Annotated in this window: 18 protein-coding genes and 1 pseudogene; 15 read left to right on the top strand and 4 right to left on the bottom strand. The window is 43.1% G+C overall.

All coding sequences use genetic code 11. The features are described 5' to 3' along the window. Nucleotides 1-74: 74 nt before the first annotated feature. Nucleotides 75-260: a hypothetical protein gene (locus MKX41_RS19080; protein WP_042130754.1), complete on the bottom strand. Its 186-nt coding sequence runs from the start codon at nucleotides 258-260 to the stop codon at nucleotides 75-77. 523 nt (nucleotides 261-783) lie between these two features. Here MKX41_RS19080 and MKX41_RS19075 point away from each other — a divergent pair. The 14 genes and pseudogenes from MKX41_RS19075 to MKX41_RS19010 form a co-directional block, all read left to right on the top strand. Continuing rightward, a complete protein-coding gene (locus MKX41_RS19075) occupies nucleotides 784-1,695 on the top strand; it encodes a dihydrodipicolinate synthase family protein (protein WP_042191380.1) in 912 nt (303 codons plus the stop codon). 4 nt (nucleotides 1,696-1,699) lie between these two features. Beyond that, on the top strand, nucleotides 1,700-2,104 hold the full coding sequence (locus MKX41_RS19070; protein WP_076286028.1) for a GDSL-type esterase/lipase family protein: 405 nt from the start codon (nucleotides 1,700-1,702) through the stop codon (nucleotides 2,102-2,104). Beyond that, a complete protein-coding gene (locus MKX41_RS19065; protein ID WP_179086731.1) occupies nucleotides 2,085-2,834 on the top strand; it encodes a carbohydrate ABC transporter permease in 750 nt (249 codons plus the stop codon). Before MKX41_RS19070 ends, MKX41_RS19065 begins: the two co-directional genes overlap by 20 nt. Nucleotides 2,835-2,858: 24 nt before the next feature. Then, the gene (locus tag MKX41_RS19060) at nucleotides 2,859-3,548 is read left to right on the top strand and encodes an N-acetylmannosamine-6-phosphate 2-epimerase (RefSeq protein ID WP_340972660.1); all 690 of its coding nucleotides are present in this window, start codon (nucleotides 2,859-2,861) and stop codon (nucleotides 3,546-3,548) included. A 23-nt stretch (nucleotides 3,549-3,571) separates the two neighbouring features. Continuing rightward, on the top strand, nucleotides 3,572-4,444 hold the full coding sequence (locus MKX41_RS19055) for an ROK family protein (RefSeq protein ID WP_076286030.1): 873 nt from the start codon (nucleotides 3,572-3,574) through the stop codon (nucleotides 4,442-4,444). A gap of 23 nt (nucleotides 4,445-4,467) precedes the next feature. Next, nucleotides 4,468-5,322, top strand: a complete 855-nt coding sequence (locus tag MKX41_RS19050) for a MurR/RpiR family transcriptional regulator (protein WP_076300453.1) — start codon at nucleotides 4,468-4,470, stop codon at nucleotides 5,320-5,322. 215 nt (nucleotides 5,323-5,537) lie between these two features. Then, nucleotides 5,538-6,011 (top strand): YhcH/YjgK/YiaL family protein, encoded by a 474-nt coding sequence (locus tag MKX41_RS19045; RefSeq protein WP_076300454.1) that lies wholly within the window; start codon nucleotides 5,538-5,540, stop codon nucleotides 6,009-6,011. 13 nt (nucleotides 6,012-6,024) lie between these two features. After that, nucleotides 6,025-6,201, top strand: a complete 177-nt coding sequence (locus MKX41_RS19040) for a hypothetical protein (RefSeq protein ID WP_179086734.1) — start codon at nucleotides 6,025-6,027, stop codon at nucleotides 6,199-6,201. A 347-nt stretch (nucleotides 6,202-6,548) separates the two neighbouring features. Next, entirely contained in the window at nucleotides 6,549-7,661 is a 1,113-nt protein-coding gene (locus MKX41_RS19035; protein WP_340972654.1) for an amidohydrolase/deacetylase family metallohydrolase, read from the top strand. Continuing rightward, entirely contained in the window at nucleotides 7,627-8,730 is a 1,104-nt protein-coding gene (locus tag MKX41_RS19030) for a DgaE family pyridoxal phosphate-dependent ammonia lyase (protein WP_340972652.1), read from the top strand. Before MKX41_RS19035 ends, MKX41_RS19030 begins: the two co-directional genes overlap by 35 nt. A gap of 1 nt (nucleotide 8,731) precedes the next feature. Continuing rightward, on the top strand, nucleotides 8,732-9,484 hold the full coding sequence (gene dagF, locus MKX41_RS19025; RefSeq protein WP_340972649.1) for a 2-dehydro-3-deoxy-phosphogluconate aldolase: 753 nt from the start codon (nucleotides 8,732-8,734) through the stop codon (nucleotides 9,482-9,484). Continuing rightward, nucleotides 9,477-10,493 carry a sugar kinase gene (locus MKX41_RS19020; protein ID WP_042191359.1) on the top strand — a complete coding sequence of 339 codons (1,017 nt, stop codon included), beginning with the start codon at nucleotides 9,477-9,479 and terminating at the stop codon, nucleotides 10,491-10,493. The genes dagF and MKX41_RS19020 overlap by 8 nt, the downstream gene beginning before the upstream one ends. An 8-nt stretch (nucleotides 10,494-10,501) precedes the next feature. Next, the gene (locus MKX41_RS19015) at nucleotides 10,502-11,215 is read left to right on the top strand and encodes a GntR family transcriptional regulator (protein WP_076286037.1); all 714 of its coding nucleotides are present in this window, start codon (nucleotides 10,502-10,504) and stop codon (nucleotides 11,213-11,215) included. 2 nt (nucleotides 11,216-11,217) lie between these two features. Continuing rightward, nucleotides 11,218-11,361: pseudogene (locus tag MKX41_RS19010) on the top strand (LuxR C-terminal-related transcriptional regulator); the annotation flags it as partial. Between the two features lie 105 nt (nucleotides 11,362-11,466). On the opposite strand, the gene MKX41_RS19005 reads toward MKX41_RS19010, so the two are convergent. The 3 genes from MKX41_RS19005 to MKX41_RS18995 all read right to left on the bottom strand — a co-directional run bounded on the left by MKX41_RS19005 (nucleotide 11,467) and on the right by MKX41_RS18995 (nucleotide 12,997). Continuing rightward, nucleotides 11,467-11,676, bottom strand: coding sequence for a hypothetical protein (locus tag MKX41_RS19005; protein WP_081951193.1), 210 nt, complete (start codon nucleotides 11,674-11,676; stop codon nucleotides 11,467-11,469). A 287-nt stretch (nucleotides 11,677-11,963) separates the two neighbouring features. Then, nucleotides 11,964-12,290: a branched-chain amino acid transporter permease gene (locus tag MKX41_RS19000; protein ID WP_042191355.1), complete on the bottom strand. Its 327-nt coding sequence runs from the start codon at nucleotides 12,288-12,290 to the stop codon at nucleotides 11,964-11,966. Next, nucleotides 12,287-12,997, bottom strand: a complete 711-nt coding sequence (locus MKX41_RS18995; RefSeq protein ID WP_042191353.1) for an AzlC family ABC transporter permease — start codon at nucleotides 12,995-12,997, stop codon at nucleotides 12,287-12,289. The genes MKX41_RS19000 and MKX41_RS18995 overlap by 4 nt, the downstream gene beginning before the upstream one ends. Nucleotides 12,998-13,099: 102 nt before the next feature. On the opposite strand from MKX41_RS18995, the gene MKX41_RS18990 reads away from it, so the two are divergent. Further along, on the top strand, nucleotides 13,100-14,497 hold the full coding sequence (locus tag MKX41_RS18990) for an aminotransferase-like domain-containing protein (protein ID WP_339266870.1): 1,398 nt from the start codon (nucleotides 13,100-13,102) through the stop codon (nucleotides 14,495-14,497). Nucleotides 14,498-14,717 lie beyond the last annotated feature (220 nt).

Genomic DNA, 14,717 nt, shown 5'->3' with positions numbered 1-14,717 from the left:
GGAATGACTTCCGGATCTGCGGCCTTAGGACAAGATTCTATTATAGGGTCAATCTGTATCTAAAGGTGGTGAAATTAATGGAATTTAACAGTCTTGATACGAGCTTCTTCTTCATAGGTGAGTGGTTTTGGGGATCTTGGAGTGTGCAAGTGGCGTTGCACAGAATATTCCATTTTTTGATAATCCTCATTACCTGAATTCATCGTTGGATTCCAATTTTCCGTTACCCAATTTTTAAGTTCTTTAAGACCTGCTAGCATTTCCTCCAGCCTCCTTTGGCGAAGAAACAATATATTTTGTATTGTTCTGGTTACGCTTTCATTATATCATAGAAATTAGTTTTTTAAAGCTGTGTCCACGTGAAAAACACAGTTTTTAAGTGAACATTGTGTGTTAATTAGGGTTTGTGCTTCCTATGGAGAAAAGTGTCTCCTTGTAGGAGACACTTATATTAGATTTAAAAGGATAATCTATTGCCCTTGAGAGCCGCAAAGGATTTCTAGTAATTACCAATACGGCAGATGACTTTAAGGTCGTAGATAGTGTTACTCTGATAATAACTAGAGCTGCATATATCGTCCGATATTCTATTTTTAATTGGAAAATAAGGTCTTATTTTATGGGCATTTACTTAAATGAAACTATTTTTCTAGTATGATCGTTCTTCTGGTGGAAATAAATTTTATTTTTTAAAAAATAGAGAAAATAATTTACAGAACTAAATTTAAGTGATATCTTGAATATGTAGAAAAGAAACCGTTCACATCTTAAGGGGGATTATCAATGACACTCAACAAGTTCCACGGAATTATACCTGCCTTCTATGCTTGCTATGACGATCAAGGAAATATTTCCGAATCCCGGACACATGCCTTATGTGATTACTTATTTGAAAAAGGAGTTCAAGGTGTTTATGTGGGAGGTAGTTCTGGAGAATGTATCTACCAGAGTCTGGACGAACGCAAAGCGGTACTTAGCTATGTAGCTAGTAACCTGAAAGGTAAAATGACACTGATTGCTCATGTAGGAGCCCCTTCTACTAGAGATAGTATCGAATTAGCAAAACATGCGGCGAGCTTAGGATATGATGCACTATCCGCAATCCCACCTATATATTTCAAATTACCTGATAGTGCAGTAACTAAATACTGGAGCGATATTATGGAGGCAACTCCTCTACCGTTCATTATCTACAACATTCCTCAGACTACGGGATATACACTAACTCCAGCTTTATTCGAGAAACTGCTTACTAATAAAAAAGTTATCGGCGTTAAGAATTCTTCTATGCCACCTATGGATATTGAACGCTTCAAAAGAGTGGGTGGAAAAGATGTAGTGGTCTTTAATGGACCGGATGAACAGTATGTTGCGGGAAGAATCATGGGAGCCGATGCTGGCATTGGTGGTACTTATGCAGTTATGCCGGAGCTGTTCTTGCAAGCTAATACATTTGTACTTGCCGGCAAGTTTGAGGAAGCAGGACAACTTCAAAGTGAGATCAACGATATCATCATCGCGCTTTGTTCCCTCAAGGGTTCTATGTATGCGGAAATTAAAGAGGTTCTGAGATTAAGAGGCGTAAACATTGGTAGTGTAAGAGCACCGCTTGAAGGGGTAGCCGCTGAAGATGCTGGTCCAATCGCAGATATTATGAAATTGATTGATCAAGCGATCGAAAAATATTGTGGTTAATGCAATGAAGAGAACCATCGTATGCTTTGGTGATTCCAATACTTGGGGCTACGACGCAAAGACGGACCAAAGGTTTATTGATGAAATACGTTGGACCGGACTTCTACAATCAGAACTGTACAACACTTACCGGGTCATAGAGGAAGGGCTTCCTAGTAGAACTAGTGTTAGTGACGATCCGCTATTTGAAGGGTTAGCCGGAATATCTTATCTCTATCCATGCCTCATGTCACATGCACCACTTGATTTGGTAGTGATCATGCTTGGGACGAATGATACGAAAGAAAGATTTGCACTAACTTCTTATAACATCGCACAAGGTATTGTTAGGCTCGCTCATAAATCTAGAGGGAGCGGGGCAGGTCCAGCCGGAAAAGCTCCAGAAGTGCTTGTATTGGTTATTCACTAGTTCTCTTAAGAACAGTTCAGATGTTGTGAAGATGCCTCCAGACTGGTGGCCTAAATCGATCACATTCTCCAACTATGTGGATGTGTTTCAGAACCAACCGGCTTTAAGATGGACGTTTAATAGTATTTATGTCTCAGGCGTATCTACGATTATCGTTATTATTGTAGGCGCTATGGCTGCCTATGCATTCTCAAAGATCAATTTTAAAGGTAAAGATATCATCTTCATTATTTTCATATCGAGCTTGATGATTCCTAAGGAAATTATGATCGTGCCTTTATTCCGGATTACACAGCAATTTGGAATGGTGAATTCGTATAACGGTATGATTTGGCCGAACGTCGCGGGTGCATTTGGAGTGTTCCTATTAAAAGGATTCTTCGATTTAACCCCTAATGCTTTAAGAGAAGCCGGAAGAATAGATGGTGCAAATGAATGGAGAATCTTTACTCGCATCATGGTGCCTATTATTAAACCTGGTATTGGAGCCTTATTTATTCTGAATTTCGTGCAAGTCTGGAATGATTATTTGTGGCAGCTGGTTATAGGCCAAGAGAACAAAATGAAAACATTAATGGTTGGTACTGCAACCTTAATGCAGGATCTGAATCCTAATTTCGCATATAAAATGGCCGGAGCCACCATTGCTGCAATTCCGATGTTGCTAGTGTTCATGTTATTCCAACGTTTCTTCACCAATGGAATTACAGCAGGAGCAGTCAAAGAATAAATAAAAATGTGGAGTGGGTTACTGATGAATACTGAAAATAATGTACTTAAAAAGATAAAACATAAACTAGTCGTCTCCAGTCAAGCCTTACCTGAAGAACCGCTGCATAGTCCGTTTATAATGGGAAGAATGGCTTATGCAGCATACTTGGGCGGTGCTTCAGGTATTCGGGCAAATAGCGTAGCGGATATTCAAGAAATTAAGAAAACAGTGGATCTACCTATCATTGGGATCATCAAAAGGGTATACGAAGGTTCTGAAGTGTTTATTACACCAACCCTGAAGGAAGTAGATGAGCTTTACCGCGAAGGGGTAGATATCATTGCTATGGATGCGACAGACCGGACTCGTCCGGATGGATCAACTATCTCAGAACTATTTCCTCACATAAGAGAGACCTATAAAGATCAACTGTTTATGGCAGATTGCTCTACATTTGAAGAAGCTGCTAAAGCCGTTGATCTGGGGTTTGATCTTGTGGGAACTACCTTAAGCGGATATACAGAATACACCAAAGAGCGGTCACTTCCAGATTTCGAGCTAGTCAAGCAAATCGTAAGCAACTTCTCTGTGCCTGTGATAGCTGAAGGCGGTGTTTCCACTCCTGAAGAACTGAAGAAAATGTTTGATCTAGGTGTTTTTTCAGCAGTAGTCGGCTCAGCGATTACAAGACCAATGGAGATTACCAAAAGGTTTGTAGACGCTATTCAGTAGATTGCCGGAGAGGGTAGATAAGGATGAGAATTCTCGCTGTAGATATTGGCGGTACCAATACCAAGATGTGTATATGCGATAAACTTGGGAATGTTCATAACTTTAAGGAGTATGCAACTGAGAGCCACTTGGGAGGGCCGCATGTAATCTCAAGATTGCTTGATAAGATTGCAGAAAATGATGATTTTGATGCCATTGCTATAAGTACAGCCGGTCAAGTCAATGCTGAAGAAGGAATTATAGTCTATGCTAACGAAAATATACCTAGCTATACAGGGATGAAGATTAAGGAAATTGTAACTAATCATTTTCATAAACCTGTTATGGTAGAGAACGATGTGAATTCAGCAGCATTAGGCGAGGCTTATTATGGTGCTGCCCAGAACTTTAACAATTTCTTATGCTTGACGTTTGGCACGGGCATTGGTGGTGCCATTGTATTGAACCGCCAAATCTATAAAGGAGCAGATGGGGTGGCGGCCGAATTTGGTCATATCCTGACACATCCATTGTCAGATGCGGTGGAGGGACTGCCTTTTTATGAGAAGTATGCTTCAACCACTGCTTTAGTCAAGATGGCTCAGCAAGCAGATCCCGAATGTACAGACGGAAAAGTCCTTTTTGATAAAATTCACAAAGGGGACGAAGCTCTGAAACAGATCTTGGATTCATGGGTAACTGAGGTGTCCGCGGGTTTAGCCTCAATTATTCATATTTTCAATCCATCCGCTATAATTATTGGGGGCGGTGTTATGGAACAAGAAGATTTAGTTCAAAGGGTAGAGGAACGGACGAAGTCTTTAATTATGGAGAGTTTTGCGGGTGTAAGAATTGTTAAGGCCTCACTTGGGAATAAGGCAGGCTTGCTTGGTGCTTCCTCTTTATTCGCACATTAAATCATTGTAAAGGAGGGGCTTATTTGCGAACAATCAGTATTTTTTCTTCTATTCATTCCAAGTACAATAATTTGACGAATACGGAGAAGAAGGTAGCGGACTACGTCCTGGAGAACACGAGAAGTGTTGTCTATATGTCGATTACTGATCTTGCAGATGCGTGCGATGTAGGTGAATCAAGTATTTTTCGATTTTGCAAATCTTTAAGTTATAAAGGGTATCAAGAGTTCAAGATTGCACTCGCTCATAGTATCACTGTAGAGAATGAGATCCCGCAGCTTACGGATCAAATTCTAATGGACGACACTACTGAAGCTGTGGCTTCCAAAGTGCTGACCACAAATGTAAGTGCACTGAACGAGACCTATAATTTAATTGATATACAGAAGATCAATGAAGCTATTGATTATATGATAAACGCGGAACGAGTATCATTTTTCGGCGTAGGCTCTTCATTAATCACGGCGATGGAAGCCAAAATTAAATTTATGCGCATTACTAACAAAACGGAGTGTTTGATGGATTCACATCTTCAGATGATGTCTGCGGCGCTAATGTCTAACCGAGATGTAGCTGTAATCATTTCTTACTCCGGTTCAACGAAAGATAGTATCGAGGTTGCTAGAAAGGCGAAGGAACGAGGCGCTAAGGTGGTGTCCATTACGAGATTTGAAAAGTCACCTTTAACGTCGTATTCGGATCTTACCTTACTTTGTGGTGCTAATGAGGGTCCTCTGCAGGGCGGTTCATTATCTGCTAAGATCTCACAACTCTATCTGCTGGATATTTTATATGTGGAATATTTCAAAAAGACTAGTGAGCAGTCCATTATCAATAAAGAAACAACAGCTGCAGCAGTTAGTGAGAAGCTCCTATAAGTGCGAGTTCAAAAAGTATGGTTTTTAACACCGAGAAGATTGGATGAAGGTAGAAACTGAGGAGCGGAGCGTAGTGGAAGCTACGTGAGCACCGGAAGTTTCGCCTGAATTCAATATTCGATGTCGAGTAAGCTTCTTGGGCTACTTCGTGATCAAAAGCGGACTTTTTGAACAACCTCTGTAAGATAATTGAGATGTGAGGAGAATGAGACAATATGATCTTAGGTTCATTGTCATCTTGGGAAGAGCATAGCAGATACGAGAATTCAGTCATTGTAGAGGCTATTGAGGAATTGAAAGTCATCTTACGACACGAACCTGATCTCGGGCGAATCGAGATGCGCGGTAACGAGATATACGTTTCGATTATGGCGCTTGAGGCGAAGTCGCTAGAGGAACAGGTTGCTGAAAAGCATGAGGCTTATATTGATGTGCATTATCTGATCGAAGGTGAAGAAACGATCGGTTGGTCCCCTTTGCAAGAAGGGATCGAGGCTACTAAGCCTTACGATGCCGAAGCAGATTATGCGCTTTATCCTCCGTCATCCGATGAAATTTTGTTAACTTTGAAGCCGGGGATGTTCGCAGTCTTTTTCCCGCATGATGTACACAGACCTGGTATGGGTCAACCGGGCATGAAGATTAAGAAGGCTGTTATTAAGATACATGTAGGGTTATTAAGTTCATAGATTTTGTACAAGAGTGACAGACACATTCGATATTCTGAACGGTAAAAGTCAAGAAAGCAGCGATTCTCCTTTTTATTGGAGGATCGCTGCTTTGCGTTTCGGTCATTTGCAGCTTGCTTCTGTAGATTATGGGCAGGTAAAAGCCAAATCGACTTCTAGCACTACTGAAGAAGTGAAACGGAAGCTCTGATAGATAATTAGGGGAAATCTCCGTAAAATTCTGCGATTTTTGCTTATTTGACTAATAATTAGGGAAAATCTCCCTCTAATTCAACTGATTCGTTGGTGAATATAGATATTACCACGATTTTTAGGGAGGAATTCCCTAATTCTATTCATTAAAAGCAATTATCGGCTATAATCAGGGAGATTTTCCCTAATTACTCTCTACAAAGAATCCGTCCGATAATCAGGTTTCTCTAATTTTGTGACAACCACGTCTAATTTTACGTATAAACATTATAACGTTATATTTACTTAAATCGCTATTCGTGGTATTTTAAACATTATAATGTTATATGGAAAAAGGTGAGAACAATGGATGAAAGATACGTGCTCCGTCAGGTGAAACGAGTAAGCGGAGAAGAGATCGACATTGTAATCGAAAATGGCAAGATCGCTGAGATCACCCCGGCAGGTGAGGCGCATGGGGGGCAGGAGTGGGAAGGTTCAGGCGCGTACGTATCCAGTGGCTGGATCGATATGCATGTGCATGCCTTTCGCGAATTTGATCCGTATGGTGACGAGATCGATGAGATCGGTGTCCGGCAAGGGGTGACCACCCTAGTCGATGCTGGTAGCTGCGGGGCGGATCGGATAGGTGATCTGGCTCTGGACGCGTCTCAGGCTAAGACGAATGTGCTGGCTTTCTTAAATATCTCGCGGATCGGACTGCTAAGAATTGATGAATTGTCCAACTTGGAATGGATTGATAAGGAGAAGATCCTGCAATCCATCCGAACCTACGGGGAGATAATCGTGGGATTAAAGGCTAGGATCAGCAAAAGCGTTGTGGGTGCCAGCGGGATTGAACCACTGCATATCGCACGAAGCCTTTCAATGGAGACGGGGTTGCCGTTAATGGTACATATCGGTTCAGCACCGCCAGATATCAGAGAGGTTATGCCCCTTTTGCAGCGTAAGGATATCGTGACCCATTATCTCAACGGAAAAGAGAATAATTTGTTTGCTGCGGATGGTCAGCCGCTTCAGGTACTGACTGAGGCCATTGAACGGGGAGTTCATCTCGATGTGGGACATGGAACAGCAAGCTTCTCTTTTAAGGTAGCTGAGGCTGCTAAACGTAATGGTATTGGACTGAATACGATTAGCACGGATATCTATCGAGTGAACCGAATGAAGGGACCAGTCTTTAGCATATCTAATGTACTTTCCAAGTTTCTATGTTTGGGCTATGCTCTGGATGAGATTGTGGCAGCGGTTACTTCCAATGCGGCGGAATGGCTGGGCAGGCCGGAGCTGGGCCGAATTCAGGTGGGAGATCCTGCAAACTTGACTCTCTTCACCCTGCAGCATAAGTCTGCAGTGCTTGTGGATTCTGAAGGAGAAGAAAGAATGACGGATAAAGTAATCCATGCAAAAGGAGTGGTTATAGGTGGGGAATTCATTAAATGCGAAATACGGGCTTAAACGCGTAATCAATGCAAGCGGCAGAATGAGTATCCTGGGGGTGTCGGCTCCGTCTGACACAGTGATGGAGGCTATGAAGCAAGGCGGACAGAGTTATGTGGAAATAGCGGATCTGGTGGATAAAGCCGGAGATTACACGGCACGAATTCTCGGCGCTGAAGCAGCGCTTATCGTTAACTCAGCCTCCAGCGGTATTGCATTGTCCGTTGCGGCGCTAGTGACCCAAGGCAATCGGCGCCGCAGTGAACGTTTGCACCAAGAAGCCATTCCACGCAATGAAATCATCATTCTGAAGGGGCATAATGTACAGTACGGAGCTCCTGTGGAAACGATGGTCTATCTAGGTGGTGGGAAACTAATTGAGGTCGGTTATGCGAATGAAGGCCGTGCCGAGCATATAGAGGATGCCATTTGTGAGCAGACGGCTGCCATTCTGTACGTAAAGTCCCACCATGCAGTTCAGAAAAATATGTTATCCGTCGAAGAAGCATGGGAGATCGCAAACCGTAGGGGCATTCCACTAATCGTAGATGCCGCAGCGGAAGAAGACCTCTGTAAATATGTGAAATACTCTGACCTGGCAATTTATAGTGGTTCTAAAGCTATTGAAGGGCCTACATCCGGTATTATCGCCGGAAAACGTAATTATGTGGAATGGGTTACGGTCCAATTGTATGGAATAGGACGCAGTATGAAGGTTGGTAAAGAAACTTCCTTTGGTCTGCTGCAAGCACTAGAGGAATACATGGTCAAGGAAGACAAGAGTGACACCGAGAAAGCGTCTTTGCAGGGATTGATGGTGTTGAATGAACTTCCGGGAATTCGTGTAACCATTGTGCAGGACGAGGCGGGCCGTGCCATCTATCGCGGCCGGGTTCAGGTTGATCCACAGCAGGCCGGAATTACGGCGAAAGAATTGGTGGAGGGGTTGCAGAAGGGCGAGATTGCGGTCTACACTCGCGATTATGGAGTGAAGCAGGGATATTTCGATATTGATCCACGGCCGCTTCTGGGGGATGATCTGCACGTGATTGTAGACAGCATTCATAAATTAATAGGGGGACAATAAGATGACGATTTCACAACGTTTTTATAAGGGCCGCACCGCATTAAATGTACTCGCTAAAGATATCGCTAATGCTAAAGAAATTTATGAAGCGGCGGAAGGTTATGTACTGGTCGGTGTGCTCTCTAAGGATTATAGGACGGTAGAAGAAGCCGTAACCGCCATGAAGCAATATGGTCAAGAGATTGAAGATGCGGTATCCATTGGCTTAGGTGCAGGGGATAATCGCCAAGCGGCAATTGTGGCCGAGATTGCTAAGCATTATCCGGGTAGTCATATTAACCAGGCATTCCCGGTGGTTGGAGCTACACGCGCTAATCTTGGTGGGAAAGACAGTTGGATCAACAGCATGATCGCCCCTTCTGGTCATGCTGGTTATGTGAATATTTCTACAGGAGTCTTCAGCGCTGCGCAGAGTGAAGCGGCGATTGTACCTATAGCATCGGCAATTGCGCTTGTTCGGGATATGGGTGGTAATGCACTGAAATATTTCCCGATGGAGGGATTAAGCCGTGAAGAGGAATACCGCTCTGTCGCTAAGGCCTGTGCTGAGGCAGGGTTCGCACTCGAACCAACCGGTGGAATTGATATGGACAATTTCGAGGCTATTCTGGAGATTGCGCTTGAAGCAGGGGTGCCACAAGTGATTCCGCATGTCTACTCATCCATTATCGATAAAGAATCGGGCCAGACCCGGACCCAGGATGTGCGTGATTTGCTTGGAATTATGAAGAGGCTGACAGATAAATATGCCTAAACGAATCGGGGCATTCGGAGAAGTGATGATGCGTCTGCAGGTGCCGGGAGTTCAGCTGCTATCCCAGGGAAACAGCTTAAACTATTCATTCTCTGGTACCGGGGTTAATGTCAGCGCTGCACTGGCACGCTTCGGGCATGAAGGTTATTTGATTTCCCGTTTGCCGACTACTTCCTTGGGAGAGGCCGCCGCCGCGTATTTGCGGAAGCTGGGCATCTCTTCTAGCCTCGTTATACGAGGAGGAGAATATCTGGGCTTGTATTTCTTGGAGAACGGATTTGGTGCACGTCCAAGCAAGGTAACTTACAGCAATCGTCTGGAGAGTAGCTTCAATACGGCTCCTGAGGAAACTTATAATTATGAAGAGATTGCGCGAAGTCTGGATGTGATCCATTTCTGCGGCATTACGCTGGCTATGAACGATAGTGTACGTCATCATATGAAATCCTTGGCTAGAGCTGTCAAGCAGCAGGGTGGGACTGTGATCTTTGATTGCAACTATCGTCCGTCCTTGTGGGGACCGGAAGGCTATTCACAAGCGAAGCCGCATTACGAGGAGATGCTGCAGCTGGCCGATATCGTAATGATGAATGAGAAGGACGCAATCTTTATCTTGGGGATCAGCACTGAACAAGCTGAACGTGAAGAGCAGCTGATCGAACTGATTCCAGCAGTTGCGAAGCATTACGATATCTCGGTGATCGCAGGCACCCATCGCAGTATTCATGGCGACAACTCACATTCACTGCGTGGGTTTCTTTATAAGAATCAGAGCTTCTTCTTTTCGGATACGCTGAGATTTCTCGTCTATGATAGAATAGGGGCTGGAGATGCCTATACGAGCGGAATTGTGCATGGCGAGCTAACAGGATTTACACCTGAGCAGACAGTACGGTTTGCCGCTGCCGCTAGTATGTTAGCCCATACTGTCGAGGGCGACACTCCCATGGCTTCAGAAGCGGATATACTTCGAGCTATGACTCTATCCGTAGGCGATGTAGAAAGGTAGTGAACCTCTTGAGTTTGTCCCGAAAAGATAAGCCCTTATATATGCAAATTGCAAATATTATAAAGGATCGGATTCTACACGGAGTCTATCCTATTGGATTGAATATTCCTTCCGAGCCTCAGCTAGAGCAGGAATTCAATGTCAGCAAGATCACTGTACGCGGTGCCATTCAGGAGCTCGTCCAAGAAGGATTTCTGGAAAAGGGGAGCGGCAAGGGGACGAAGGTGATCCGTAATACCTCATCATCCAAGCTGTCCAAGTGGAAAAAATTCACGGAAATTCTAGTGGATGAAGGGCACCAAATTCGGAAGCAATGGCTGAAGGCGGAGCGAGTATATAATGAAGTCGAAAGCGAAGCCTTTCGTTTATTCGGCGAACGTTGTATACGCTTGGAACGCATATATAGTCTCAATGATATTCCATACGTTCATTACACGCATTATTTAGTAAATGGTATGGATGATTTGGATCTACTGGACTTAAATGCCCAGTCCTTGTATGAACTGCTTGAAGAGCGGAGCGTTTCCTTAGAGAAACTGCGTGATGAATTTTCCGTTGCCGTTCCTCCGCCTGATGTAGAGGAGATATTGCTCCTTGATAAGAAGTGTCCCTTGCTGAAGCGAACTCGTTATTCTTATGATGAGCTGGGCAAGGTAACTGAGTATAGTGTAGGCTTTTACAATACAGAGCTGCAGAATTATGTAGTGAACTATGAGGTGTAGTTAAAACGACTCGTGATATCGCGGGTCAATGATTCATTAGCAAGAAAACCATGCGCAATCACATCTCCAACATAATGCAGAAATTAAAAGTTAAAGGCCGTTCACAAGCGGTTGTCGAGCTGATTAGGCTTGGGGAGCTAAAAGTGACGCATTTATACCTTCTCCACCTTTACGGGTGTGGGGAGGTTTTTTGTTGTAGAGGAAAACTAAACCAAGCGATTGCTGTCCACTGATGGATGTCATCGCTTGGTTTAGTGTTTAAGATCGATATTCATGGTGTCAAAATCAACCTTGCATTTAGCTCTTATCATAAAATCAATACCAACAATTCCATCAAAGCCATAAGGCTCTTGTATCGAACCAAGCTGAATTGGTAAATCAGTCAAAGTAATATGTTCAATGAGTATGTCAGGAATCTGCTGCTCATAGCAAATTTCGCTAGTCCCCCCAACCCCATACATTCGTTTTGCTCGTCCATTAATAAAATCAATATGGATGCCTATTACAGCTAATGCATCGGTATCAAAGACGGTTGCCGCACTCCTAAAAAAAATTCTTCTATAACCTCAACGTCGTTTCTGCTCGTATGAAATACATACAACTCACGCGTCGGATGAAGCTTGTGTAGTTTTTTGTAGCCGCTCCAAGCTTCTTGCGGATTATCGTAGTCTTGAATGATCGATATATAATGGAAGTGAATGTTATAATTGTAGTTATATGTGCGGTTGATAAGACCTACATAAATTTCTTATATCTGAATCAATACCATATAAGCGATTGTACCGAATGCTATGGATAATAGCATATTTCTTCGCCAGAGATGAAGCAACGCGACGATTGCGACGGATATTAGCTCCGGTAATCCGTGATTACCGGACAATACGTTAGTGTTCTTTAGGCTATAAATAACAAGGAGTCCAATCGTTGCTGATGGAAGAACTCTACCTAGGTATTGAATGTACTTTGGGGTTGGACGTCCCGGTGGGAAAATAATGAACGGAATAAAACGTGTCATCATCGTGCCTAGCACAACCATGGCAATTGTAATGATTTGCTGAAAAGTAGACATCGTCATGCGGTTTCACCTACCGGTTCCTGTTGTTTACGAGTGATCGTAAGTGCTGCAATAATCAGGATCATTGCGGGGATCATGAAGCTGTCACGTCCAAATATGATAAGGCACAGTATGGAGATAACAACGCCTACTAGAGCACTTCTATGGGTGGATCCACTCTTCCATTGCTCAATAAAGATAACAACGAATAGTGCTGTCATCACAAATTCGAGACCTTCCATATTCATGTGAAAAATCGATCCGAATACTCCCCCGATACAAGCGCCTACGACCCAATAGCAATGATTTAGCAGCGTGACGAAGAACATATACCAACCGCGATCCACTCCTTCAGGGATCTTCGCGGAATAATTGATGGTGAATGATTCATCACAGAGACCAAAAATCAAATAAAGCTTCTTCAGCCCCGTACCTTTAAACTTCTCCAGCATAGATATGCCATAAAATAGATGTCGTGCATTAACCATTAAAGCAAACAATAATGCACTTAATGGATGATAAGCACCTAATAACAAGTGAACCGTTAGAAATTCCATCGATCCAGCATAAATAAGCGAGCTCATTAGAAAGGTATAGATCACATGAAACCCTGATACATTCATGTAAATTCCGTAGGCGATCCCCAAGAATAAAAAAGCGGCAAGAATGGGAAAGGTAGCGGGAGCCGCGGTGCGGAATGCTACATAAAGTTTGTTATTGTTACGCATGTTACTTACAACCCCTTAGCTTATGTCCATGTCATTGTAGCAGTGCGAATCCATACAATCAACGGTATAATTGTATGGATTACAATTTTGTGGGAGGACAATATGCCGATCAATTCTTTTGTTAATTACCCGATGTCGTGGCGACCTGACAGACATACGCTGAAGCGTCCGATCTATCATTCCATAGCCTCATTGCTTGAACAAGATATAGCTAGCGGTCTTTTGGTACCCGGAACGAAGCTTCCCCCTCAACGTGAGCTAGCGGATTTTTTAGATGTTAATTTCACAACAATTACACGCGCTTATAAGCTATGCGAAGCTAAAGGACTCATCTATGCTATTACAGGAAGTGGTACCTTTGTGGCAACGAATGCAACGCGCTCGATAGCAATATCGAAGGACAAAATTTCTCATGACTGTATTGATCTGGGGCTTGTTGCTTCGTTTGAGCAGAGTAACTCGATCGTAGCTCAGGTCGCAAGAAGGGTTATGCATAGAGGCAATATAGAGGAACTATTAAATTACAATGATCCTACAGGAATGCCACATCATAAACTGGCAGGCCTATCATGGATGCAAGCATTTGGGATACAGGCAAATATCAATAACATCGCAATTGCATCCGGTGGACTGAATGCGTTGGTCATTACGTTATTTGCTCTCTTCGAACCTGGACAACGGATTGCCGTTGATGTATTCACCTATTCTAATTTTATTGAGCTTGCCCGAATGTATCGTATTCAGCTTGTTCCGATTCCAGGCGATGCCTCTGGAATGCTACCGCAAGTGCTGGATAACCAGTGCCAGCTGCTGGATATACGTGGTATATTCCTGATGCCTTCTTGTACAAATCCTACAACCGTTATGATGACTGATGGGCGGAAGCGTGATATTGCTAACGTTATCCAGAAACATAACTTGCTGCTCATAGAAGATGATATTCATGCATTCTTAACGGCAGGTCATTTAGAAGAATACAAACAACCGATGTACTCATTGCTTCCTGATCAGACCATCTATATTAGCAGTACGACAAAATCTATTTGCTCTGGACTTAGGATCGCTTATATCGTATTTGGAGAGAAATTCAAAGAGAGAATTGAGCGGGCTATTTTCAATATTAATGTGAAGACATCCTCCCTAGATGCCGAGATTATTTCTGAGCTTATTGTATCGGGTAGTGCTGCTGAGATTGTCGCATATAAAAAAGAACTGGTCCAAGCTGCGAACAAGCTATTTTCGACATATTTTCCACAAACAGCAGCAGAAGGGCACCCCTTAAGTTTTTTTAAATGGATTCCATTATCAGGATACCGTACAGCCGCTGAACTGGAGTCAGAACTGTTACAACAAGGCGTTCGAATATTCCATTCCGATTGGTTTCTTAGTGGTGCCAGCACACCGGACAAGTATGTACGTGTAGCCTTATCGTCGTCATCCTCATTGGATGAGCTGGACACTGGACTGAAGATTCTGAAGCAACATATGTCCTTAGACTAGGATATGTCTGAAAGCTCAGCTTACAGAGAGATTCTCTGTGGGCTGATTCGGATTTTTTGCATCTTAGTATGTGATAAATATAACTATTTAAATTTATGAATATACAAGCTGTGATGACTGATGTAAAATTACACTACCTGAAGCGTTCTGGAACAGCTTAAGGGCTTTTTGCATGCTCTTTTGCAGATTGCAAAGAATAGGGGCATGTCTACTATAGAAA

Source organism: Paenibacillus sp. FSL R5-0475, assembly GCF_038004585.1.
Taxonomy (GTDB): Bacteria; Bacillota; Bacilli; order Paenibacillales; family Paenibacillaceae; genus Paenibacillus_AQ.
The sequence above is the reverse complement of the archived record's forward strand: the minus strand, read 5'-3'. Positions and strand labels throughout refer to the sequence as shown.

Coding starts and splice junctions, on each gene's coding strand:
- MKX41_RS19070 (WP_076286028.1), top strand. CDS start 1,700: ATGAAGAGAACCATCGTATGCTTTGGTGATTCCAATACTTGGGGCTAC.
- MKX41_RS19075 (WP_042191380.1), top strand. CDS start 784: ATGACACTCAACAAGTTCCACGGAATTATACCTGCCTTCTATGCTTGC.
- MKX41_RS19080 (WP_042130754.1), bottom strand. CDS start 260: ATGCTAGCAGGTCTTAAAGAACTTAAAAATTGGGTAACGGAAAATTGG.
- MKX41_RS18995 (WP_042191353.1), bottom strand. CDS start 12,997: ATGCGTAACAATAACAAACTTTATGTAGCATTCCGCACCGCGGCTCCC.
- MKX41_RS19020 (WP_042191359.1), top strand. CDS start 9,477: ATGCCTAAACGAATCGGGGCATTCGGAGAAGTGATGATGCGTCTGCAG.
- MKX41_RS18990 (WP_339266870.1), top strand. CDS start 13,100: ATGCCGATCAATTCTTTTGTTAATTACCCGATGTCGTGGCGACCTGAC.
- dagF (WP_340972649.1), top strand. CDS start 8,732: ATGACGATTTCACAACGTTTTTATAAGGGCCGCACCGCATTAAATGTA.
- MKX41_RS19005 (WP_081951193.1), bottom strand. CDS start 11,676: ATGTATGGGGTTGGGGGGACTAGCGAAATTTGCTATGAGCAGCAGATT.
- MKX41_RS19060 (WP_340972660.1), top strand. CDS start 2,859: ATGAATACTGAAAATAATGTACTTAAAAAGATAAAACATAAACTAGTC.
- MKX41_RS19000 (WP_042191355.1), bottom strand. CDS start 12,290: ATGACGATGTCTACTTTTCAGCAAATCATTACAATTGCCATGGTTGTG.
- MKX41_RS19035 (WP_340972654.1), top strand. CDS start 6,549: ATGGATGAAAGATACGTGCTCCGTCAGGTGAAACGAGTAAGCGGAGAA.
- MKX41_RS19045 (WP_076300454.1), top strand. CDS start 5,538: ATGATCTTAGGTTCATTGTCATCTTGGGAAGAGCATAGCAGATACGAG.
- MKX41_RS19055 (WP_076286030.1), top strand. CDS start 3,572: ATGAGAATTCTCGCTGTAGATATTGGCGGTACCAATACCAAGATGTGT.